Source organism: Brachybacterium sp. HMSC06H03, assembly GCF_001807385.1.
GTDB lineage: Bacteria > Actinomycetota > Actinomycetes > Actinomycetales > Dermabacteraceae > Brachybacterium > Brachybacterium conglomeratum.
Map to the genome: position 1 here is coordinate 1 of NZ_KV788959.1, position 22,389 is coordinate 22,389.

Consider the following 22,389-nt stretch of genomic DNA (forward strand, 5'->3'; position numbering starts at 1 on the left):
CGCCCACGAGGGCGACGGCCCCGGGCTCGAGGTGGGCGCCGGTCAGGCCGCTCACGCCTCCCCGCCCGTGCCGGGGCGCGGCGCGGCGGAGACGTGCACGTGCCCGTCGAGCACCTCGACGTCGAACACCGCGATCGGCAGCTTCTCCCCGCCGCCGGAGTCGAGCACCGCGCCGGTGTCGAGGTCCCAGCTCTGCTTGTACATGGGGGAGGAGAGGGTGGGGACGAGCCGTCCCTCCGCCTCGCCCTCGACCGTGAACAGGTGGGTGCCCACCAGGCCGCGGGAGAGGATGTTCGAGCGGGAGTAGGGGTCGTGCTGCTGCACGGCGCGCACGCTCCCGTCGTCCAGCAGGAACACCGCGATCTGGGTGCCGTCCGGAAGGAGCGCCGCGGCGCCCCGCTCCGGGGTCAGCGCATCGAGCGGGCAGATCGGCACGAGGGCGTCGGCGGGGGCGGTCATCACTGGTCCTCCTGCGAGATGTGGGCGGCGCCGGCGAGGGCGTGCTCCTTCGCCGCGAGCGGGGTCGGGAAGGTGGTCTCCGGAGCGTCCTCCGGCCGGGCCGGGCGCACCTGCTCGCGCTCGAGCACGTAGCGCAGCGTCTTGTCGTGCAGGTCCGGGGCGTTGATGAAGGACACGAACTTCGCGCGCCGCTCCGGATCGTGCACCGCCTCGGCCCACTCGTCGACGTAGGTGTCAGTGTGGCGCTGCATGGCGGCCTCGAGCTCCTCGCCGATGCCGAGGGAGTCCTCCACGATCACGCGCCGCAGCTCGTCGATGCCGCCGGGGTACTCCTCGACCCAGCGCGCGGTGCGCTGGAGCTTGTCCGCCTCGCGGATGTAGAGGATGAGGAAGCGGTCGATGCAGCGCTGCAGGGTCTCGTCGTCGAGGTCCTCGACGAGCAGCTGCGCATGGGCGGGCTGGGCGCCGCCGTTCCCGCCCACGTACAGGTTCCAGCCGCGGTGCGTGGCGATCACGCCGACGTCCTTCGCCTGCGCCTCCGCGCACTCGCGGGCGCAGCCCGAGACGCCGATCTTGATCTTGTGCGGGGAGCGCAGCCCGCGATAGCGGCGCTCGAGGTGCGAGGCCATCGCGGTGGAGTCGCCCACGCCGTAGCGGCACCAGTTGGTGCCCAGGCAGCTCTTCACCATCCGCAGCGACTTGCCGTAGGCGTGGCCGGATTCGAAGCCGGCCTCGACCAGGCGCTCCCAGATCTCCGGCAGCTGTTCGAGCCGGGCCCCGAACATGCCGATCCGCTGGGCGCCGTTGACCTTCACGTACAGGCCGTAGTCCTTCGCGACCTGCGCGAAGACGAGCAGCTTCTCGGGGGTGACCTCGCCGGCGGGCATCGCGGGGATCACCGAGTAGGTGCCGTCCTTCTGGATGTTCGCCATGACGTGGTCGTTGGTGTCCTGCAGCGAGCCGAGCTGACGGCCCACCGGGCTGTGACGCTTGCCGGAGAGGGCGCCGAGCGAGGACAGGATCGAGGCGACCGTGGGGCGGCAGACCGCGCAGCCGCGGCCCGCGCCGGTGCCGTGCGCGGCGACGACCTCGGTGAAGGTCTCCTGGCCGCCCTCCTCGACGAGCCTGTACAGCTCGGCGCGGGAGTGGTCGAAGTGCTCGCACAGCGCGCGGGAGACCTCGATGCCGCTCTTGGCCAGCTCCTGGGTCAGCAGCTTCGTCAGCGACGGGACGCAGGAGCCGCACACGGTCCCGGCGGTGGTGCACTCCTTGATCGCGCCGATCGTGTGGCAGCCCTGCTCGTTCACGGCGTGGCGCACCGTGCCGGCGGAGACGTTGTTGCACGAGCAGATCACCGCGTCGTCCGGCATCTCCGCGCCCGCGAGCGCATCGCCCGCGCCCTCCGGTGCGATCACCGCGGAGGGGTCGGCGCCCAGTGCCCGCCCGGTCATCGGGCGCAGCTGCGAGTACAGCGCGATGTCGCCGACGAACACGCCGCCGAGCAGGGTCGTCGCGTCGTCGCTCATCACGAGCTTGCGGTACTGGCGGTGGACCGGGTCGACGAAGGAGACCTCGAGCGCGTCGGGGGTCATGGCGTTGACGTCGCCGAAGGCGGCGGCGTCCACGCCCACACCCTTGAGCTTCGTGCCGTCCTCGCCGCGCTGGTGGGTGCGGGTGCCGCCGAGGAACCGGTCGGCGACGACGTCGGCCATGTCGTTTCCGGGGGCGATCAGGCCCGCGCACACCCCGTCGAAGGAGGCGCACTCGCCGATCGCCCAGATGTCCGGGTCGGAGGTCTGGCAGCTCTCGCCCACCACGATGCCTCCGCGCTCGCCGACGGCGAGGCCGGCCTCGCGGCCGATCCGGTCGCGGGGGCGGATGCCGGTGGAGAAGACGACGACGTCGGCGGGCAGCTCGCTGCCGTCGGTCAGCTCCGCGGTGCCGATCGCGCCGTCCTCGGCGGGACGGAAGGCGGTCGCGCCCACGCCGGTGCGCACCTCGATGCCCTTGTCCTGGATGAGCAGCCGCAGCATCTCGCCGCCGCCGTCGTCGAGCTGGACGGCCATGAGCCGGTCCGCGAACTCGACCACGGTGGAGCGGGCGCCGAGGCCCTGCAGCGCGGCCGCGGCCTCGAGGCCGAGCACGCCGCCGCCGACGACGACGCCGCGGACCTCGCGGCCCAGCGCCTCGCCGCGCTCGGCGACCCAGGCGGCGAGGGACTCGACGTCGTCGACCGTGCGATAGCTGAAGGAGCCGGGCAGGTCCTTGCCCTCGGCGCGGGGCGCCCAGGCCCAGGAGCCGGTGGCGAGCACGAGCCGGTCGTACTCGTGGACGGTGCCGGAGGCGCAGGTGATGGTGTGCGCGGAGCGGTCCAGGCTCTCGGCGGCGTCGCCCGTGACCAGCGTGATCCGCGGGTCGGCCCAGACCCCGGTGTCCAGGGCGAGCATCTCGGCGCGGCGGTGGCCGAACCAGTCCGAGAGGTGCACGCGGTCGTAGGGATGCTGGGTCTCCTCGCCGATCACGGTGAGGGTCCAGTCGCCGGTGGGGTCCTGGGACTGCATCCGGGCCGCGAAGCGGTGCCCGGTCATGCCGCCGCCGATCACGACGATGCGGGTGCCGGGCGGCATCGGCGTCCCGGCGGCGGGGGCGAGGGGGGAATGGCCGGTGGCGTTCATGGCTGTGCGCACGGTCCTCTCTGGAGCGGGTGACCTCGTCCATACCGTAGGCAGGACCGGACGCCGTGCGCAGGACTTTCGTCGCTCCGTCGGGCGTCGGGGCGGGTCCCTCCGGGATTTCCACCGCGTCGTCACGAAGCGCGTCGCGCCCGCGCCGATGCGCCGGCTGCCCGCAGGGTCTCGCGATCCGGACAGGTGGCCCCGGCCACGCCCCGGGGCCTATGTTGGGCGCATGCAGACGATCCTTCTCGTAGTTCCCGAGCGCGGCTGACGCCCACTCGTCGCTTCGAGACGTCATCCGCGCCCCTCCCCGAGCCCCAGGCGGAGGGGCTTTTTCGTGCCCGGCCCGCGGGACGGCGCGACGGGAGGGGCGGGGAGCATGTTCCATTCACCGCCACCGCCCACCGTCCGAGACGACGAAGGAGTTCCGATGACCGGACAGCAGATGACCGGCGCGCAGGCGCTGGTCGAGTCCCTCGAGCATGCCGGGGCAGAGGTCGTCTTCGGCCTTCCCGGCGGCGCGATCCTGCCCACCTACGACCCGCTGATGGACGCGAAGAAGCTCCGTCACGTGCTGGTCCGGCACGAGCAGGGGGCCGGCCACGCCGCTTCCGGCTACGCCCACGCGACCGGCAAGGTCGGCGTGTGCCTGGCGACCTCCGGCCCGGGTGCCACCAACCTGATCACCGCGATCGCCGACGCCCAGATGGATTCGATCCCGCTGGTCGCGATCACCGGCCAGGTCGGCTCGATGTTCATCGGCACCGACGCCTTCCAGGAGGCGGACATCGTGGGCATGACGATGCCGGTGACCAAGCACAACTTCCTGGTCAAGGACGCCGCGGAGATCCCGAAGGTGATCAAGCAGGCGTTCCACATCGCCTCGACCGGCAGGCCCGGCGCGGTGCTGGTGGACGTCACCAAGGACGCCCAGCAGGACATGATGGAGTTCGTCTGGCCCGAGACCCTCGACCTGCCCGGCTACCGCCCGGAGCCGCGCCCTCACGGCAAGCAGATCCGCGAAGCGGTGCGCCTCATGCTCGAGGCGAAGCGCCCGGTGTTCCTGCTCGGCGGCGGCGTGCTGCGCGGCAGCGCCACCGACGAGGTGCGCGAGCTCGTGGACGCCTCCGGCATCCCCTTCACCACCACCCTGATGGCGCGCGGCGCCCTGCCGGACTCCCACCCGAGCCACCTCGGGATGCCCGGCATGCACGGCACCGTCGCCGCGGTCTCGGCCCTGCAGCGCGCGGACCTGCTGATCAACATCGGCGCCCGCTTCGACGACCGGGTCACCGGTCGCCTGGACTCCTTCGCGCCCGGCGCGAAGATCATCCACGCGGACATCGACCCCGCCGAGATCTCGAAGAACGTCGTCGCCGACGTCCCGATCGTCGGCCAGGCCGGGCAGATCGCCAAGGCCCTCACCGAGGAGCTCCGCGCCCGTCTGGCCGAGTCCGACCCCCGCGACTACGAGGGCTGGTGGGGCACGCTTGACATGCTGCGGGAGAACTACCCGCTGGGCTGGACCGCGACCGAGGACGGCTTCACCGCCCCGCAGAAGGTCATCTCCCGCATCGGCGCGATCTCCGGACCGGGCTCGATCTACGTCGCGGGCGTGGGCCAGCACCAGATGTGGTCGGCCCAGTTCGTCCGGTACGAGAACCCGCGCACCTGGATCAACTCCGGGGGGCTGGGCACCATGGGCTACTCGGTGCCCGCGGCGATGGGCGCCAAGGTGGGCATGCCGGAGAAGACGGTGTGGTCCATCGACGGCGACGGCTGCTTCCAGATGACCAACCAGGAGCTCGCCACCTGCGTCATCAACGACATCCCGATCAAGGTCGCCGTCATCAACAACAGCTCGCTGGGCATGGTGCGCCAGTGGCAGAACCTGTTCTACGACCAGCGCTACTCCAACACCGAGCTGAACACCGGCCACGGCTCGCGCCGCATCCCCGACTTCGTCAAGCTCGCCGACGCCTACGGCTGCGCGGGCCTGCGCTGCGAGCGGGACGAGGACATCGACGACACCATCCGCCAGGCGATGGAGATCAACGACCGCCCCGTGATCGTGGACTTCACCGTCAGCGCCGACGCGATGGTGTGGCCGATGGTGCCGGCCGGCGTCTCCAACGACGAGATCCAGATCGCCCAGGGCATGAGCCCCGAGTGGGAGAGGGACATCTGAGCATGACCACCAACCAGCAGCACGCCCCGACCGGGACCCCCGACTACGTCATGTCGCCGAACAGCCAGACCCTCTCGGTGCTGGTGGAGAACAAGCCTGGTGCGCTCACCCGCGTCACCGCCCTGTTCTCCCGTCGCGGATACAACATCTCCTCGCTCGCGGTGGGACCCACCGAGCATCCGGAGATCTCCCGCATCACGGTCGTCGTCGACGTCGAGCAGCACCGGCTCGAGCAGATCACCAAGCAGCTCAACAAGCTCGTCAACGTCCTCAAGATCGTCCAGCTCGACCCCCGCCAGACGGTCCAGCGCGAGCTGATCCTCATCAAGGTCACCGCCGACAGCTCCACCCGAACCCCGGTGCTGGAGATCGTGCAGATGTTCCGCGCGAAGGTCGTCGACGCCGCCTCGGACTCCGTGACGATCGAGGCGACCGGCACGCAGGACAAGCTCACCGCCCTCCTCGGCATGCTCGAGGAGTTCGGGATCCGCGAGATCGTGAAGTCCGGCGAGGTCGCGATCGGGCGCGGCGGTCGGGCGATCACCGACCGCGCGCTGCTGTCCTGACCCCCGCCTCACCGACCGAATAGCAAGACCGTTTCTCATATCGCAGGACGAGGGGCGATACGATCGCCTCGACGCCCGCAGCCGACCATCGAAGGAGCACAACGTGGCTGAGATCTTTTACGACGACAACGCCGATCTGTCCATCATCCAGGGCAAGAAGGTCGCGGTCGTCGGCTTCGGCTCGCAGGGCCATGCCCATGCGCTGAACCTGCGCGACAGCGGCGTCGAGGTCCGTGTGGGCCTGCGCGAGGGCTCGAAGTCCGCCGCGAAGGCCCAGGAGGAGGGCCTGACCGTCGGGACCGTCGCCGAGGTCGCCGAGTGGGCGGATCTGATCATGATCCTCACCCCCGACCAGGACCAGCGGAAGGTCTTCGCGGACTCGATCGCGCCCCACCTCTCCGCGGGCAAGGCGCTCGCCTTCGCGCACGGCTTCAACATCCGCTTCGGCTACATCGAGGTCCCCGAGGGCGTCGACGTGCTGTTGATCGCCCCGAAGGCTCCCGGCCACACCGTGCGCCGCGAGTTCGTCGCCGGCCGCGGCATCCCGGACATCGTCGCCGTGGAGCAGGACGCGAGCGGCTCCGCCTGGGACCTCGCCCTGTCCTACGCCAAGGGCATCGGCGGCACCCGCGCCGGCGTCATCAAGACCACCTTCACCGAGGAGACCGAGACCGACCTCTTCGGCGAGCAGGCCGTGCTGTGCGGCGGCATGAGCCACCTCGTCCAGGCCGGCTTCGAGACCCTCACCGACGCCGGCTACCAGCCGGAGATCGCGTACTTCGAGGTCCTGCACGAGCTCAAGCTCATCGTCGACCTCATGAACGAGGGCGGCATCGCCAAGCAGCGCTGGTCGATCTCCGACACCGCCGAGTACGGCGACTACGTCTCCGGCCCCCGCGTGGTCACCGACCAGACGAAGGCCGACATGAAGGCGATCCTCGCCGACATCCAGTCCGGCGCCTTCGCCAAGCGCTTCATCGACGACCAGGACAACGGCGCCGAGGAGTTCAAGAAGCTTCGCGCCGAGGAGGCCGAGCACCCGATCGAGAAGGTCGGCAAGGACCTGCGCAAGATGTTCTCCTGGAGCGCGCAGTCCATCGACTCGGACTACGTCGAGGGCAGCGCCGCGCGCTGACCCACCCGGTACCCACACGGCGGCGGGAGCACCCACGAGGTGCTCCCGCCGCCGTCCTTCGTGCAACAGTCTCGCATCCTGACCCGCGTTCCCGCATGCCGGACACGGGACTACGCTGTCCCCTGAAACCCGTCGCACCCGAGGGCGTGAGCGACGACCGCCATCCGTACCGGAGGAGATTCCGTGACGCGTCCTGTCGTGCTCATCGCTGAGGAGCTGTCGCCCGCCACCGTCGAGGTCCTGGGCCCCGACGTCGAGGTCCGCAGCGTGGACGGCACCGACCGTCCCGCGCTGCTCGCCGCAGTGGCGGAGGCCGATGCCCTCCTGGTCCGCTCCGCCACCCAGGTCGACGCGGAGGTGTACGCCGCGGCCCCGAAGCTTCGCGTCGTCGCCCGCGCCGGCGTGGGCCTGGACAACGTCGACGTCCCCGGTGCCACCTCCGCGGGCGTCATGGTCATCAACGCCCCGACCTCCAACATCGTCTCCGCTGCGGAGCTCGCGATCGCGCTGATCCTCGCCTCGCTGCGCAACCTCGGCCGTGCCGACTCCTCCGTGAAGGCCGGCCGCTGGGAGCGCAAGCAGCTCACGGGCGTCGAGCTGCTGGAGAAGACCGTCGGCGTGGTGGGCTTCGGCCGCATCGGCCAGCTCGTCGCCGAGCGCCTGCGCCCCTTCGGCGTGACGCTCCTGGCCTACGACCCCTACGTCAACCACGCCCGCGCCGCCGAGCTCGGCGCCCGCGTCGTCGAGCTCGACGAGCTGATGCGCGAGGCCGACGTGCTCACCGTCCACATGCCCAAGACCCCCGAGACCACGGGCCTGATCGGCGCCGAGGAGTTCGCGCTCGCGAAGCCGAACCTCCACGTCGTCAACGCCGCCCGCGGCGGCCTGATCGACGAGGAGGCGCTGTACACCGCGCTGAGCACCGGACAGATCGCCGGGGCCGGCCTGGACGTGTACTCCTCCGAGCCGCCCGCGAAGAGCGAGACCGCCGCGAAGCTGCTCGAGCTCGAGAACATCACCCTCACCCCGCACCTCGGCGCCTCCACCGCCGAGGCGCAGGAGAAGGCCGGCGTGGCGGTGGCGAAGTCCGTGCGCCTGGCGCTCGCGGGCGAGCTCGTCCCCGACGCGGTCAACGTCGCCGGCGGCGCGATCGACGACCTGGTCCGCCCGGGAGTGGCCCTGTCCGACCGGCTCGGCCAGCTCTTCACCGCCCTGGCCGGCGAGGCCCCCGAGGTGCTCGACATCGAGGTCCACGGCGAGATAGCCTCCCGCGACGTCACCGCGCTGAAGCTCTCCGCCCTGCGCGGCATGTTCCGCTCCGTGGTCACCGAGCAGGTCAGCTACGTCAACGCCCCCGTCCTCGCCGAGGAGCGCGGCATCGCCGTCAACCTCGTCACCGACGAGACCACCGAGCGCTTCCGCAACGTCATCACCCTGCGCGGCACGCTGCGCGGCGGCGACGTCGTGGCCGTCTCCGGCACGCTCAGCGGCGTGGACCAGGAGCACAAGCTCATCGACGTCTTCGGCCATGCGCTCGACGTGCCGCTGAGCGACCACCTGCTGATCCTGCGCTACTCGGACGGGCCAGGCCTGATCGGCAAGTACGGCGCCCTCCTCGGCGAGGCCGGCATCAACATCGCCGGCATGCAGGTCTCCCGCGTCCGCCGCGCCCAGGGCGCCGAGGCCCTCGTGGTCCTCGACCTCGACGAGTCCGTCTCCCGCGAGTTCGCCGAGGAGCTCGGCGCCGCCATCGATGCGCGCTCGATCCACGCCGTCGATCTCGTCTACTGATCCCACCCCCTTCTCAGGAGCAGCACCCGCCATGAGCACCACCCCCGCCCCGAGCACTCTGGACCTCGCCGTCATCGAGGGCGACGGCATCGGCAAGGAGGTCGTCCCCCAGAGCCTGCGCGCCCTCGAGGCCGCCCTCGAGCCCGCCGGCGTCGCGGTCCGCACCACGGACTACGACCTTGGGGCGGGGCGCTGGCACCGGACGGGGGAGACCCTGACCGACAAGGACATGGCGGCGCTCGCGCAGCACGACGCGATCCTGCTCGGCGCCGTCGGCGACCCCGGCGTCCCCTCCGGCGTGCTCGAGCGGGGCCTGCTGCTGAAGCTCCGCTTCGGCTTCGACCACTTCGTGAACCTGCGCCCCACCCGCCTGTTCCCGGGCGTCTCCACCCCGCTGGCGGAGCCGGGCGAGGTCGACTTCCTCGTCGTGCGCGAGGGCACCGAGGGTCCCTACGTCGGCAACGGCGGCTCCATGCGCACCGGCACCCCCCTCGAGGTCGCCACCGAGGTCTCCCTGAACACCGCCGTCGGCGTCGAGCGCGTGGTCCGCTACGCCTTCGAGCAGGCCGAGGCCCGTCGGAAGAAGCTCACCCTCGTCCACAAGCACAACGTGCTCGTCCACGCCGGGCACCTGTGGCGCCGCATCGTCGAGGAGGTCGGCGCCGAGCACCCCGGCGTCGAGGTCGACTACGCCCACGTCGACGCGATGATGATCTACCTGGTCCAGGACCCCTCCCGCTTCGACGTCATCGTCACCGACAACCTCTTCGGCGACATCGTCACCGATCTCGCCGGCGCCATCGGCGGCGGCATCGGCCTCGCGGCGAGCGGGAACGTCAACCCCACCGGCGCCTTCCCCTCGATGTTCGAGCCCGTGCACGGCTCCGCCCCCGACATCGCCGGCCAGGACGAGGCCGACCCCACCGCGACCGTGCTCTCGGTCGCGCTGCTGCTGGACCACCTCGGCCATATCGAGCCCGCCGCCGCGGTCCGCGCCGCGGTCGAGAACGACCTGGCCGCCCGCGCGGCGGATGCGTCGCTCGCCTCCCGCGGCACCGCCCGCATCGGCGACGACCTCGTCGCCGCGATCACCGGGCGCTGAGAGCCCGCACCTGACACACTGACCCTGCCGAACCCCGCCGAGGAGATCCCCGTGAGCGCACTCGCCTTCCCCCAGACCAGCACCACCCGTCGCGTGGGCGTCGACGAGCGCGCCAGCATCCTCGCCGCCCCCGGCTTCGGCCAGCACTACACCGACTTCATGGCCCGCGCCCGCTGGACCGCCGAGGGCGGCTGGGGCCAGGACGAGGTCCTGCCCTACGGCCCGCTCGAGCTCTCGCCCGCCTCCGCCGTCCTGCACTACGGCCAGGAGATCTTCGAGGGCCTCAAGGCGTTCCGCCACGCCGACGGCTCGGTGTGGACCTTCCGTCCCGAGGCGAACGCCGAGCGCATGCGGCGCTCCGCCCGGCGCCTTGCCCTGCCCGAGCTGCCGGTCGAGGACTTCCTGACCTCGCTGAAGGCCGTCGTCGCGGCCGACGAGCCGTGGGTGCCCGAGGCGACCAGCGAGGAGTCCCTCTACCTGCGACCCTTCATGTTCGCCAGCGAGGAGTTCCTCGGGGTGCGGGCCGCGCACACCGTGGACTACTACGTCATCGCCTCCCCGGCCGGTCCCTACTTCCCCCGCGGCGTCCAGCCGCTGGTCGTGTGGATCACCGACGAGTACGCCCGCGCCGGCGCCGGCGGCACCGGCGCCGCGAAGTGCGGCGGCAACTACGCCTCCTCACTGCTGGGCAAGCGGGAGGCTGCGGAGAACGGCGCCGACGAGGTGCTCTTCCTCGACTCCGAGACCCACACCTCGATCGACGAGCTCTCCGGCATGAACGTCGTCGCTATCACGAAGGACGGCCGCCTGCTCACCCCGTCGCTGACCGGCTCGATCCTCGAGGGCGTCACCCGCCTGTCGATCCTGCGCCTCGCGGAGGACCGCGGCCTCGAGGTCCACGAGCAGAAGCTCGTGATGAGCGAGGTCGAGCAGCAGCTCGAGTCCGGCGAGATCACCGAGATGTTCGCCTGCGGCACCGCCGCCGTCATCAACCCCATCGGCGAGTTCCGCTCGAGGAAGGGCTCCTGGACCGTCGGCGACGGCGGCTCGGGCGAGGTCACCCTGGCGCTGCGCAAGGAGCTCACCGACATCCAGTACGGCCGGATCCCGGACCGTCACGGCTGGCTGACCCGGCTGGTGTGAGCGGGACATGACCACTCCCACGATCGAGGCCTTCCACCTCTACGACACCACCCTGCGCGACGGCTCCCAGCAGGAGGGGCTCACCCTCTCGGTGCCCGACAAGCTCGCCGTCGCCCGCCATCTCGACGACCTCGGCGTGACCTACATCGAGGGCGGCTGGCCGGGCGCCGTCCCGCGGGACACGGAGTTCTTCGCACGAGCGGCGACCGAGCTCGAGCTGTCCACGGCGCGTCTGGCCGCCTTCGGCGCGACCCGCAAGGCGGGCGTCGACGTCACCGAGGACCAGCAGGTGCGCGCGCTCGTCGACTCCGGTGCGCCGACGATCACCCTGGTCGCGAAGTCCGATCTCCGCCACGTCACCGGTGCGCTGCGCACCACCGCCGAGGAGAACCTCGCGATGGTCCGCGACACGGTCGCGCATCTGGTCGGCCTCGGACGCGAGGTGTTCGTCGACGCGGAGCACTTCTTCGACGGGTTCCTCCACGACCCCGACTACACGACCTCCGTGCTGGTGGCCGCGCACGAGGCCGGCGCCGCGGTGCTGGTGCTGTGCGACACCAACGGTGGCATGCTCCCGCACCAGGTCACCGAGATCATCGAGGACCTGCGCTCCCGTCTCGGGCCGGCCGGTGCGGGCGCGGCCCGGCTCGGCGCCCACACCCACAACGACACCGGCTGCGCGGTCGCGAACGCGATCAGCGCCGTCCGGGCGGGGATCACCCACGTCCAGGGCTGCGTGAACGGCTACGGGGAGCGCACCGGCAACGCCGACCTGATCACGCTCCTGGCCGACCTCCAGCTGAAGATGGGCATGGACCTGGTGCCCGAGGAGACCCTCGCCGAGGCCACCCGGATCTCCCACGCGATCGGCGAGATCGTGAACATGCCCCTCAGCCCGCGCGCCCCCTACGTCGGGGCGAGCGCCTTCGCGCACAAGGCCGGGCTGCACGCGAGCGCGATCCGGGTGGACCCGGACCTGTACCAGCACACCGATCCCGGCGCCGTCGGCAACGACATGCGCATGATCATCTCCGACATGGCCGGCCGCGCCTCGATCGAGCTCAAGGGCCGCGAGCTCGGCTTCGAGCTCGCCGACGAGCCGGAGCTCCTCTCGCGCCTCGCCCGGACCGTGAAGCAGCGCGAGGCGGAGGGCTACTCCTACGAGGCGGCCGACGCCTCCTTCGAGCTGCTCCTGCTGGACGAGCTCGGCCGCGTGCCGAGCTACTCCTCGGTCGAGTCCTGGCGGGCCACCTCCCAGCTGGGCCGCGACGGGACGCTCGAGACCGAGGCGACCGTGAAGCTGCGGGCCGACGGCGGGGGAGAGCGGGAGCGGAGGGTCGCGATCGCCGAGGGCAACGGCCCCGTCAACGCCCTGGACCTCGCCCTGCGCGAGGCGCTGCGGGAGCGGCACCCGGAGGTCGACGAGTTCGAGCTGCGGGACTTCAAGGTCCGGATCCTCGACTCCCAGCACGGCACCGACGCGACCACGCGGGTGCTCGTGCGCACCTCGGGCCGGGGCCTGGAGTTCCAGACCGTGGGCGTGGGCCCGAACGTCATCGAGGCCTCCTGGGAGGCGGTCTTCGACGCGTACACCTACGGGCTCTACAAGTCCGGTGTTCCAGGGGCCTTCCGCGCCGGGGAGCGCTAGTGTGACCCCATGACGACCTACGTGCTCACCGCCATCGGGGACGACCGACCGGGCCTCGTCGCCGCCCTCGCCGCCGCCGTCGACGAGTACGGCGGCAGCTGGGTGGACAGCCAGCTCGCGCTGCTCGCCGGGAAGTTCGCCGGCATCGTGCAGGTGGATCTCCCCGACGAGTCGGTCCAGGACTTCCTCTCCGCGCTCGAGGGCCTCGAGGCCGAGGTCGGGCTCGCGGTGGAGGCCGCCGTCGCCGAGCAGACCGCTCCGCCCGGTCCCGCCCGCGCCCTCCGCCTGCACCTGCTGGGCCAGGACCGCACCGGCATGGTCCGCGAGGTCACCATGGCGCTGCGCTCGCAGGGCGCGACCATCGACGGACTGCGCTCCTGGACCCGTGAGGCGCCCGAGGGCGGCGGCGTGCTCTTCGAGGCCGAGGCCGAGCTGCGCCTCCCGGCAGAGTCCGACGAGGCGGACGTGCGCGAGGCGCTCGAGACGATCGCTGCGGAGCTGATGGTGGACCTGGAGCTCGACGCCCCGGAATGAGCCCGTGAGGACTCAGCGACGACGAATTCCGTAACTCTCGGGTCGCGGAATTCGGAGCACTCCGGGCGGTGGCTTACTGGATATCCCGGGAAAAGTTTCTTCCGGGACGGAAGTCCTCTAGTGTGGCTCGAGGGGCCGAGGATGCTGACGACGTACAGTTCCCTCTGCGGGGCGTCGTCGAGCAGTGCTCGACCCTCCTGCCCGCATCGTCCGAGGAGTCACTCGATGACCGGATCCCCGTCCTCCGCCGCCGCGACCATCACCGCCGAGGATTCCGTCCCGCCCGGAGCCTGGAGAGCTCTCCTGCTGGTCACCCTCGGTTTCGGAGTGAACTTCTGGGCTTGGGCGCTGCTCAGCCCGCTGGGCCCGGTCTACGTCGAGCAGGGGCTCGCGCGGGACGCCTCGCTGATCGTGGCGCTGCCGGTCCTGGTCGGTTCCCTGGGCCGGATCGTGATGGGTGGCCTGACCGACCGGTTCGGCGGGCACCTCATGTTCCCGCTGGTGTCCCTGCTGACCGTGGTCCCGGTGCTGTTCCTCGGCCTCGTCGGCCAGTATTCCTATTCCACGTTGCTGCTCGGCGGATTCTTCCTCGGCATCGCGGGTACCACCTTCGCGATCGGCGTCCCCTTCGTGAACTCGTGGTTCCCGCCCGCCAAGCGGGGCATGGCCACGGGTCTGTACGGGGTGGGCATGGGCGGCACCGCCATCAGCGCCTTCACCACGGTGCCGCTCGTGGAGGCGGCCGGCAGCGCCGCCCCCTTCGTCGTCACCGCGATCGCGCTGGTCCTCTACGCCGTGATCGCCTGGCTGCTCATGCACGACGCCCCCACCTGGAAGCCCTCGGGCAAGAGCATGCTCGCCCAGACGCTGCTCGCCATGCGGCAGAAGGTCACCTGGCAGGCCTGCTATCTGTACGCGCTCTCCTTCGGCGGCTACGTCGCCTTCTCCGTCTTCCTGCCCACGATGCTGAAGAACTGGTACGGCCTGACCACGGCCGGCGCCTCCTTCCGCATGGCCGGCTTCGTCATCGTCGCAGTGATCATGCGCCCGCTCGGCGGCACCCTCTCGGACCGGATCGGCGCCGTGCGCACGTTGCTGATCTCCTACGTGGCCGTGGCCCTCGCCGCGCTCATGCTCGCCTTCCAGCCCGCGCTGATGCCGCTGGGCACGATCGCCTTCATCGTCATGGCCGCCGGCCTCGGCCTCGGCTCCGGCGCGGTCTTCGCCCTGGTCGCGCAGGCCGCCGACCCGTCCGTCGTCGGCTCCGTCACCGGGTTCGTCGGCGCAGCCGGCGGCCTCGGCGGCTTCGTCCCGCCGCTGGTGATGGCCGCGATCCACGCCGCCCGCGGCAGCTACTCCCTCGGGATCGTCCTGCTGCTGATCGCCACCCTCGGCGCTGTCGTCGTCACCCTCTTCGTCGGCCGCGGCGCCCGCCGGGCCGCCGCCACCGCCTGATCCTTCACTGCTGACCCGTCCCCGCCCAGGAGGAGCTTTCCCATGACCATCCAGGACCGCCAGGACCCCGCTGAGCCGGGTATGGACTCACCGGCGTTCGACGCGCTGATCGGGGCGCGGAGGATGTTCAGCCGCTCCGAGCGGATCAGCGAGGACAACCGCGAGACCCATCGCGTCGGCGGCCGCGGCGGCGACTCCTTCTACCGCGAGCGCTGGAGCCACGACAAGGTGGTCCGCTCCACCCACGGCGTGAACTGCACCGGCTCCTGCTCCTGGAAGGTGTACGTCAAGGACGGCGTGATCACCTGGGAGTCGCAGGAGACGGACTACCCCTCCGCCGGCCCCGACAAGCCCGAGTACGAGCCGCGCGGCTGCCCCCGCGGCGCCTCCTTCTCCTGGTACACCTACTCGCCCACGCGCGTGCGCTACCCCTACGTGCGCTCCGAGCTGCTGCGCCTGTTCCGCGAGGAGAAGGCGAAGGTGCCCGGCGGCGACCCCGTCGAGGCGTGGAAGGCGATCGTCTCCGACCCGGAGAAGGCCATGCGCTACAAGCGCGCCCGCGGCAAGGGCGGCCTGGTGCGCGCGAGCTGGGAGGAGGCCGAGGAGCTGGTCGCCGCCGCCTACGTCCACACCGTGAAGGAGTTCGGCCCCGACCGCGCCACCGGCTTCTCGCCGATCCCCGCGATGAGCCAGGTCTCCTTCTCCTCCGGCGCCCGCTTCCACCAGCTCATCGGCGGCTCGATGCTGTCCTTCTACGACTGGTACGCGGACCTCCCGCCCGCCTCCCCGCAGGTCTTCGGCGACCAGACCGACGTGCCCGAGTCCGGGGACTGGTGGGACGCGGCCTACCTGATCATGTGGGGCTCGAACGTCCCGCTGACCCGCACCCCGGACGCGCACTGGATGGCCGAGGCCCGCTACCGCGGCCAGAAGGTCATCTCCGTCGCCCCCGACTACGCCGAGAGCGTCAAGTTCGCCGACGAGTGGCTCGCCCCGCACCCCGGCACCGACGCCGCGCTCGCCATGGCGATGGGCCACACGATCCTGCGCGAGTTCTACGTCGAGAAGCAGGTGCCCTATTTCGAGGACTACTCCACCCAGTACACCGACCTGCCCTTCCTGGTGCAGCTCGAGCGGCGCGAGGACGGGAAGCTCGTGCCCGGCAAGTTCCTCGTCGCGAGCGAGGCGGGGGAGCACCGCACCGCCGAGGCCGCGACCGAGCACGCCGACTTCAAGCCCATGATGTTCGACCGCGCGAGCGGCGGGATCGTCGTCCCGAACGGCACCCTCGGCCACCGCTACAGCGCCGACGGGGACGGACGCTGGAACCTCGAGCTCGACGACCTCGACCCGGCCCTGTCGCTGCTGGGCCACCATGAGGACGTCGCCGAGGTGCTGCTGCCCCGCTTCGACACGGCCGGGCAGGGCGGCCGCGGCGACGTCGCGCGCGGCGTGCCCGTGCGCGAGATCGACGGCCGGATCGTCACCACCGTCTTCGACCTGCTGCTGGCCGAGTACGGGGTGGGCCGCGAGGGCCTGCCGGGGCAGTGGGCGCGCGGCCTCGACGACGCCGAGGCGCTCTACACCCCCGCCTGGCAGGAGACCATCACCGGCGTGCCGGGCGTGGCCGCGGCGCGCATCGCCCGCGAGTTCGCGCAGAACGCGATCGACTCCGGCGGCCGCTCGATGATCATCATGGGCGCCGGCACCAACCACTGGTTCCACTCCGACACCATCTACCGCTCCTTCCTCACCCTGACCAACCTCTGCGGCACCCAGGGCGTCAACGGCGGCGGCTGGGCCCACTACGTCGGCCAGGAGAAGGTCCGCCCGATCACCGGCTGGCTCCACCTCGCCAACGCCCTGGACTGGACGCGGCCCCCGCGCCAGATGACCCAGACCACCTACTGGTACATGCACACCGACCAGTGGCGCTACGACCGCTTCGGCGCCGACACCCTCGCCGCCACCACCGGCGCGGGCCGCTTCGCGGGCACCACCACGGCCGACGCCGTCGCCCTCTCGCAGCGACTGGGCTGGCAGCCCTTCTACCCCCAGTTCGACATCTCCTCCCTCGACGTCGCCGACCGCGCCGCCGCCGCGGGCGAGGAGACGATCCCGTATCTCGTCGACCAGCTGAAGCAGGGCGGGATCAACTTCGCCGCGGAGGATCCGGACGCCCCGCAGAACCACCCGAAGATCTGGTCGATCTGGCGGGCGAACACGCTGGGCTCCTCCGCCAAGGGCGACCAGTACTTCTTCCGCCACCTGCTCGGCGTCGACTCCGCCGCCACGGAGGAGGAGACCCCGGAGCACCTGCGTCCCCGGGACGTGCGCTGGCGGGAGGAGGCGCCGATCGGGAAGGTCGACCTGATGCTCGCCCTCGACTTCCGCATGACCAGCCACACGCTCCACTCCGACGTGGTGCTGCCGGCGGCGACCTGGTACGAGAAGCACGACCTGTCCACCACGGACATGCACCCCTTCGTCCATTCCTTCAACCCCGCCATCTCGAACCCGTGGGAGTCCCGCACCGACTGGGAGACCTGGGCCGGGATCGCGCGGCGCTTCAGCGAGCTGGCCCAGACGCACCTGGGGACCCGCAAGGACGTCGTCGCCTTCCCGCTCCAGCACGACACCCCCGGCGAGCTCGCCACCCCGCACGGCCGGGTCCGCGACTGGAAGAAGGGGGAGTGCGAGCCGGTCCCGGGCCTGACCATGCCCACCCTCGTGGAGGTCGAGCGGGACTACACGCAGATCCACGCGAAGTTCACCTCCATCGGGCCGCTGCTCGAGAAGCTCGGGATGACCACCAAGGGCATCACCTACGACGTGAAGGAGTACGTCGCCGAGCTCGGCAGCCTGAACGGCGTCCACCGCACCGGTCCTGCCGCGGGCCGGCCGAAGCTCGAGACGGACCTGCAGGCCTGCGAGTTCATCCTGGGCCTGTCCGGCACCACCAACGGGCACATGGCCACCGAGGGGTTCAAGACCCTCGAGAAGCGCACCGGCACGCAGCTGCACGACCTCGCCGCCGAGCACGAGGGCAAGCGCATCCACTTCGCCGACACGAAGGCCGCGCCGGTCCCCGTGATCACGAGCCCGGAGTGGTCCGGCTCCGAGTCCGGCGGGCGCCGCTACAGCCCCTTCACCATCAACGTCGAGCGGAAGAAGCCCTGGCACACCCTCACCGGGCGCCAGCACTACTACCTCGACCACGACTGGATGCTCGAGATGGGGGAGGCGCTGCCCGTGTTCCGGCCCCCGCTGGACATGACAGCCCTGTTCGGGGAGCGAGCGCTCGGGGAGAAGGACGAGGCGGGCACCTCGATCTCGGTGCGCTACCTGACCCCGCACAACAAGTGGGCGATCCACTCGATGTACATGGAGAACTTCTTCATGATGAACCTCTCCCGCGGCGGCCAGACCATCTGGATGAGCGTCGAGGACGCGGAGGCAGTCGGCATCACCGACAACGACTGGATCGAGGCCACCAACCGCAACGGCGTCGTCGCCGCCCGGGCCGTGGTCTCCCACCGCATGCCGAAGGGCACCGCCTTCATGCACCACGCCCAGGACCGCACCGTGAACGTGCCGCTGACCGAGCGGGACGGCATGCGCGGCGGCATCCACAACTCGCTGACCCGCATCATGCTCAAGCCCTCCCACCTCATCGGGGGCTACGGCCAGCTGTCCTACGCCTTCAACTACTACGGCCCGACGGGCAACCAGCGCGACGAGGTCACGATGATCCACAAGCGCACCGCCCCCGTCGAGTACTGAGCACCGAGAGAACGAGGAGAGACGACATGCGCGTCATGGCCCAGATGTCGATGGTGATGAACCTCGACAAGTGCATCGGCTGCCACACCTGCTCGGTGACCTGCAAGCAGGCGTGGACGAACCGCTCCGGCACGGAGTACATCTGGTTCAACAACGTCGAGACCCGGCCCGGGCAGGGCTACCCCCGCGGCTACGAGGACCAGGAGAAGTGGAAGGGCGGCTGGGAGCTGACCTCCTCCGGGCGCCTCACCCCGAAGGCGGGGGGCCGGCTGAAGAAGCTCCTGCAGCTCTTCTCCAACCCGCGCCTGCCCGGCATCGAGGACTACTACGAGCCCTGGACGTACGAGTACGACAACCTGCTCAACGCCCCCGCGCAGCAGGAGAACATCCCCACCGCGCCCCCGAAGTCGCTGATCACGGGGGAGCGCACCCAGATCCAGTGGTCGGGCAACTGGGACGACGACCTCGGAGGCACCTACCTCCACAAGGACAAGGACCCGATGCTCAAGGGCATCGAGGACAAGGTGCAGTTCGAATTCGACCAGACCTTCATGTTCTACCTGCCCCGCATCTGCGAGCACTGCCTGAACCCCACCTGCGTGGCCTCCTGCCCCTCCGGCGCGATCTACAAGCGCGAGGAGGACGGGATCGTGCTGGTGGACCAGGACGGCTGCCGCGGCTGGCGGATGTGCATCACCGGCTGCCCGTACAAGAAGATCTACTTCAACCACCGCACCGGCAAGGCCGAGAAGTGCACGTTCTGCTACCCCCGCATCGAGCAGGGGGAGCCGACGGTGTGCGCGGAGACCTGCGTCGGCCGTCTGCGCTACATCGGCCTGGTCCTCTACGACGCCGACCGCGTCACCGAGGCCGGCTCCACCCGGGACGAGAAGGAGCTCTACCGCGCCCAGCGCGACATCATCCTCGACCCGCACGACCCCGAGGTGATCGCCGGCGCGAAGGCCGCCGGGATCCCGCACGACTGGCTGCTGGCCGCGCAGAGATCCCCGACCTACAAGCTCATCAAGGACTACGAGGTCGCGCTGCCGCTGCACCCCGAGTACCGCACGATGCCGATGGTCTGGTACATCCCGCCGCTCTCGCCCGTGGTCGACGTCGTCCGCGACACCGGCTACGACGCGGAGGACGCCGAGAACCTCTTCGCCGCGATCGACGCGCTGCGCATCCCGGTGGAGTACCTCGCGAACCTCTTCACCGCCGGGGACGTCCCCACCGTGGAACGGGTGCTGTACCGGATGGCGGCGATGCGCTCCTACATGCGCGACATCAACCTCGGCAGGGAGCCGAAGGAGGGGATCGCCAACGCCGTCGGGATGGACGGCGAGACGATGCAGGAGATGTACCGCCTGCTCGCGATCGCGAAGTACGAGGACCGCTATGTCATCCCCGTCGGCCATCACGAGTCCGCGCACGACCTGGAGGGCGTGGGCACCGACTGCCCGCTGAACGCCCCCGGCGGACCGGGCATGAGCATGTCCCTGCCGGAGGAGTCGCTGGGCATGTCCGGCCCCGGCTACGCCACCAAGCGCCAGCAGAACGGGCCCGAGCGCCCCGAGGGCGTGCGCATCAACCTGCTGAACTGGGACGGCCGCGGCCGCCCCGACGGGCTCTTCCCCGAGCCGGCGACGGGAGGTGCCTGATGGGCGCCCTCGCCCGCCTGCTCGGCAGGCGCTCGGCCGACGGCGCGTCCGCGGCGGACGGCGGGGGGACGGGCGCCGCGACCCTCGCCCCGAAGCGGGTGCGCTCGCCGAAGGACCTGCTGCACGCCTCCGGCCTCACGACCCCGCAGCTGCGCACCACCTGGCTCGCGGTCTCCTGGCTGCTGACCTATCCCGACGAGGCGACCCTCTCGCGGATCGGGCAGGTGGCCGAGCTCGTGGAGGCCCTGCCCGAGCCGGGCCGCACCCAGCTGCGCAGCACTCTCCACGCCCTGCAGGAGGCGGATCCCGTCCTCGTCCAGGAGCGGTACGTCGACACCTTCGACACCCGCCGACGGGGCTGCCTGCACCTGACCTACTTCAGCCACGGCGACACCCGCCGCCGCGGGATGGCGCTGCTGCGCATCAAGCAGGACTTCCGCGCCGCGGGGGTCGAGGTCGGCGAGCAGGAGCTGCCCGACCATCTGCCGCTCGTGCTGGAGTTCGCCGCGGGCCACGACCCGGAGCGCGGCGCGAAGATCCTGCGCGGCAACCGCCCGGGCGTGGAGCTGCTGCGCCTCCACCTGGAGGAGATCTCCTCGCCCTGGCACGGCGCGCTGCTCGCCCTGTGCGGGACGCTGCCGCCGCTGGACGCCGACGACCGCGCCGCCGTGCTCCGCCTGGCCGAGGAGGGCCCCGAGGAGGAGACCGTGGGTCTGGACGGCTACGGCCTCGACGCCGACGCCGGGGCGCTGGCCGGTCAGACCTTCGCCGCGAACGGCTGCGACTCCCGGGCCACCGCCCCCGGACCCGTCCCGCTGGACCTGCTGAGAGGACGCCCCTCATGAACGACACCTCGACCCTCGACCTGCTGCTGTGGGTGGTGCTGCCCTACATGGTGCTGGCCGTCTTCGTGCTGGGGCACGTGTGGCGATTCCGCGCCGACCGCTTCGGCTGGACCACCCGCTCCAGCCAGATCTACGAGTCGAAGCTGCTCTCGATCGGCTCGCCGATGTTCCACTACGGGATCATCGTGATCTTCGTCGGTCACGTGGTGGGGCTCGGGATCCCGAAGTCCTGGACCCGCTTCTTCGGCATCTCCGACCACGTCTACCACCTCATGGCGGCCACGATCGGGCTCGCCGCCGCAGTCGCGTGCGTGGGCGGGCTCCTGATCCTGATCTACCGTCGACGCACGAACACGCGCGTCTTCGGCGCGACCACCGTCGGCGACAAGATCATGTACCTGCTGCTCTCGTTCGTGATCGCCTTCGGCGTGCTCGCCACGCTCGTGCACACGACCTTCGGCGACTACGACTACCGCGAGGGCGTCTCGATCTGGTTCCGTCAGTTCTGGAGCCTGCAGCCCTCGGCGGAGCTGATGGGCCAGGCACCGATCTTCTTCCAGCTCCACGTGCTCAGCGCCCTGCTGCTGTTCGCGGTCTGGCCGTTCACCCGCCTCGTGCACGTCTTCGCGGCACCGGTCGGCTACCTGACCCGTCCCTACATCGTCTACCGGAGCAAGGACCCGCGCCGCGAGTCCGAGCGCCGCGGCTGGGAGAAGGTGGACTTCTGATGGCGGCGAGAGAACCGGTGACGCTGCAGAGCGACTGGGAGACGACGCTGCTGCCGTGGATGCGGGACATCGCCGCGCACCTCGAGGTGGGCGGTGTGGACCTCGACGTGGACCGGGTCCACGTGATGACGGGAGTGGTCGCCGACGGCGTGCAGCGCTCGATGGCGCCGATCTCCGCCTTCCTCGTCGGTGCCGCGGTCGCGCGCGGCGCCGGGCTAGAGGAGGCCTGCGCGGCGGTCGAGTCGCTCACCCGGGAGAGGGCGGGGCAGTCCCGGCCCGGATGACACGCATGTCACCTCTTGTGATTGCGTTCACAGACGGTAGTCTGGTACCTGCGGGCTCCCCCATCCAGCCGCCCCCGTCACCACCGAGAGGACCTGTCCGGTGATCAGCTTCCGTCCTTCGCAGTCCGAGAACACCCTTCACGCCGGCCGTGCGGCGAGGTTCGCCGCCGGCCTCATGCTCGCCGGCGCGCTCGGCGTCGCCGGTGCCGGCGCCGCCGGCGCGATCGAGGCCAATCCGCAGAAGATCGAGGCCAACCCCCAGGCCGCGGTCTCCGTGCAGAAGATCGAGACCAACCCGCAGAAGCGGATCGAGGCGAACCCGCAGTACTGATCGACCCCGCTGCAGGTCGCTGCTGACGACGACGGCCGATGCCCCGCACGGGGCATCGGCC

17 protein-coding genes are annotated in these 22,389 nt (G+C 70.9%); 15 read left to right on the forward strand and 2 right to left on the reverse strand.

Features of this window, described 5'->3' with window-relative positions; translation table 11 throughout:
- Nucleotides 1-51 precede the first annotated feature (51 nt).
- Together HMPREF3159_RS15945 and nirB are read right to left on the reverse strand one after the other, a co-directional pair.
- Nucleotides 52-459, reverse strand: coding sequence for a nitrite reductase (NAD(P)H) small subunit (locus HMPREF3159_RS15945; protein WP_070502189.1), 408 nt, complete (start codon nt 457-459; stop codon nt 52-54).
- Entirely contained in the window at nt 459-3,134 is a 2,676-nt protein-coding gene (nirB, locus tag HMPREF3159_RS15950) for a nitrite reductase large subunit NirB (protein ID WP_070502190.1), read from the reverse strand. Before nirB ends, HMPREF3159_RS15945 begins: the two co-directional genes overlap by 1 nt.
- Before the next feature lie 430 nt (nt 3,135-3,564).
- Here nirB and HMPREF3159_RS15955 point away from each other — a divergent pair, with 430 nt between their 5' ends.
- From HMPREF3159_RS15955 to HMPREF3159_RS16025, 15 genes are all read left to right on the forward strand, one after another.
- Nucleotides 3,565-5,322, forward strand: a complete 1,758-nt coding sequence (locus HMPREF3159_RS15955; protein WP_070502191.1) for an acetolactate synthase large subunit — start codon at nt 3,565-3,567, stop codon at nt 5,320-5,322.
- 50 nt (nt 5,323-5,372) lie between these two features.
- The gene (gene ilvN / locus HMPREF3159_RS15960) at nt 5,373-5,888 is read left to right on the forward strand and encodes an acetolactate synthase small subunit (protein ID WP_029360997.1); all 516 of its coding nucleotides are present in this window, start codon (nt 5,373-5,375) and stop codon (nt 5,886-5,888) included.
- Between the two features lie 103 nt (nt 5,889-5,991).
- The gene (ilvC, locus tag HMPREF3159_RS15965; RefSeq protein ID WP_070502192.1) at nt 5,992-7,023 is read left to right on the forward strand and encodes a ketol-acid reductoisomerase; all 1,032 of its coding nucleotides are present in this window, start codon (nt 5,992-5,994) and stop codon (nt 7,021-7,023) included.
- 183 nt (nt 7,024-7,206) lie between these two features.
- On the forward strand, nt 7,207-8,814 hold the full coding sequence (gene serA / locus HMPREF3159_RS15970; RefSeq protein ID WP_070502193.1) for a phosphoglycerate dehydrogenase: 1,608 nt from the start codon (nt 7,207-7,209) through the stop codon (nt 8,812-8,814).
- 31 nt (nt 8,815-8,845) lie between these two features.
- Nucleotides 8,846-9,916 carry a 3-isopropylmalate dehydrogenase gene (locus HMPREF3159_RS15975; protein ID WP_070502194.1) on the forward strand — a complete coding sequence of 357 codons (1,071 nt, stop codon included), beginning with the start codon at nt 8,846-8,848 and terminating at the stop codon, nt 9,914-9,916.
- Between the two features lie 51 nt (nt 9,917-9,967).
- The gene (locus HMPREF3159_RS15980) at nt 9,968-11,059 is read left to right on the forward strand and encodes a branched-chain amino acid aminotransferase (RefSeq protein ID WP_070502195.1); all 1,092 of its coding nucleotides are present in this window, start codon (nt 9,968-9,970) and stop codon (nt 11,057-11,059) included.
- Between the two features lie 7 nt (nt 11,060-11,066).
- Entirely contained in the window at nt 11,067-12,707 is a 1,641-nt protein-coding gene (gene cimA, locus HMPREF3159_RS15985) for a citramalate synthase (RefSeq protein WP_070502196.1), read from the forward strand.
- Nucleotides 12,708-12,716: 9 nt separating this feature from the next.
- Nucleotides 12,717-13,241, forward strand: coding sequence for a glycine cleavage system transcriptional repressor (locus HMPREF3159_RS15990; protein ID WP_070502197.1), 525 nt, complete (start codon nt 12,717-12,719; stop codon nt 13,239-13,241).
- A gap of 225 nt (nt 13,242-13,466) precedes the next feature.
- Nucleotides 13,467-14,696 (forward strand): MFS transporter, encoded by a 1,230-nt coding sequence (locus HMPREF3159_RS15995; RefSeq protein ID WP_070502198.1) that lies wholly within the window; start codon nt 13,467-13,469, stop codon nt 14,694-14,696.
- Between the two features lie 42 nt (nt 14,697-14,738).
- On the forward strand, nt 14,739-18,479 hold the full coding sequence (locus HMPREF3159_RS16000) for a nitrate reductase subunit alpha (RefSeq protein WP_070502199.1): 3,741 nt from the start codon (nt 14,739-14,741) through the stop codon (nt 18,477-18,479).
- Nucleotides 18,480-18,505: 26 nt separating this feature from the next.
- On the forward strand, nt 18,506-20,140 hold the full coding sequence (gene narH, locus HMPREF3159_RS16005; RefSeq protein ID WP_070502200.1) for a nitrate reductase subunit beta: 1,635 nt from the start codon (nt 18,506-18,508) through the stop codon (nt 20,138-20,140).
- Nucleotides 20,140-20,985, forward strand: coding sequence for a nitrate reductase molybdenum cofactor assembly chaperone (narJ, locus tag HMPREF3159_RS16010; protein ID WP_070502201.1), 846 nt, complete (start codon nt 20,140-20,142; stop codon nt 20,983-20,985). The genes narH and narJ overlap by 1 nt, the downstream gene beginning before the upstream one ends.
- Nucleotides 20,982-21,713 carry a respiratory nitrate reductase subunit gamma gene (gene narI / locus HMPREF3159_RS16015; protein WP_070502202.1) on the forward strand — a complete coding sequence of 244 codons (732 nt, stop codon included), beginning with the start codon at nt 20,982-20,984 and terminating at the stop codon, nt 21,711-21,713. Before narJ ends, narI begins: the two co-directional genes overlap by 4 nt.
- Nucleotides 21,713-21,997, forward strand: a complete 285-nt coding sequence (locus tag HMPREF3159_RS16020; RefSeq protein ID WP_070502203.1) for a DUF6457 domain-containing protein — start codon at nt 21,713-21,715, stop codon at nt 21,995-21,997. The genes narI and HMPREF3159_RS16020 overlap by 1 nt, the downstream gene beginning before the upstream one ends.
- Before the next feature lie 100 nt (nt 21,998-22,097).
- The gene (locus HMPREF3159_RS16025) at nt 22,098-22,328 is read left to right on the forward strand and encodes a hypothetical protein (RefSeq protein ID WP_070502204.1); all 231 of its coding nucleotides are present in this window, start codon (nt 22,098-22,100) and stop codon (nt 22,326-22,328) included.
- Nucleotides 22,329-22,389: the final 61 nt, after the last annotated feature.

Coding starts and splice junctions, on each gene's coding strand:
- narH (WP_070502200.1), top strand. CDS start 18,506: ATGCGCGTCATGGCCCAGATGTCGATGGTGATGAACCTCGACAAGTGC.
- HMPREF3159_RS15955 (WP_070502191.1), top strand. CDS start 3,565: ATGACCGGACAGCAGATGACCGGCGCGCAGGCGCTGGTCGAGTCCCTC.
- HMPREF3159_RS15945 (WP_070502189.1), bottom strand. CDS start 459: ATGACCGCCCCCGCCGACGCCCTCGTGCCGATCTGCCCGCTCGATGCG.
- narJ (WP_070502201.1), top strand. CDS start 20,140: ATGGGCGCCCTCGCCCGCCTGCTCGGCAGGCGCTCGGCCGACGGCGCG.
- HMPREF3159_RS15995 (WP_070502198.1), top strand. CDS start 13,467: ATGACCGGATCCCCGTCCTCCGCCGCCGCGACCATCACCGCCGAGGAT.
- narI (WP_070502202.1), top strand. CDS start 20,982: ATGAACGACACCTCGACCCTCGACCTGCTGCTGTGGGTGGTGCTGCCC.
- HMPREF3159_RS15990 (WP_070502197.1), top strand. CDS start 12,717: ATGACGACCTACGTGCTCACCGCCATCGGGGACGACCGACCGGGCCTC.
- HMPREF3159_RS16020 (WP_070502203.1), top strand. CDS start 21,713: ATGGCGGCGAGAGAACCGGTGACGCTGCAGAGCGACTGGGAGACGACG.
- HMPREF3159_RS16000 (WP_070502199.1), top strand. CDS start 14,739: ATGACCATCCAGGACCGCCAGGACCCCGCTGAGCCGGGTATGGACTCA.
- HMPREF3159_RS15975 (WP_070502194.1), top strand. CDS start 8,846: ATGAGCACCACCCCCGCCCCGAGCACTCTGGACCTCGCCGTCATCGAG.
- nirB (WP_070502190.1), bottom strand. CDS start 3,134: ATGAACGCCACCGGCCATTCCCCCCTCGCCCCCGCCGCCGGGACGCCG.
- ilvN (WP_029360997.1), top strand. CDS start 5,373: ATGTCGCCGAACAGCCAGACCCTCTCGGTGCTGGTGGAGAACAAGCCT.
- cimA (WP_070502196.1), top strand. CDS start 11,067: ATGACCACTCCCACGATCGAGGCCTTCCACCTCTACGACACCACCCTG.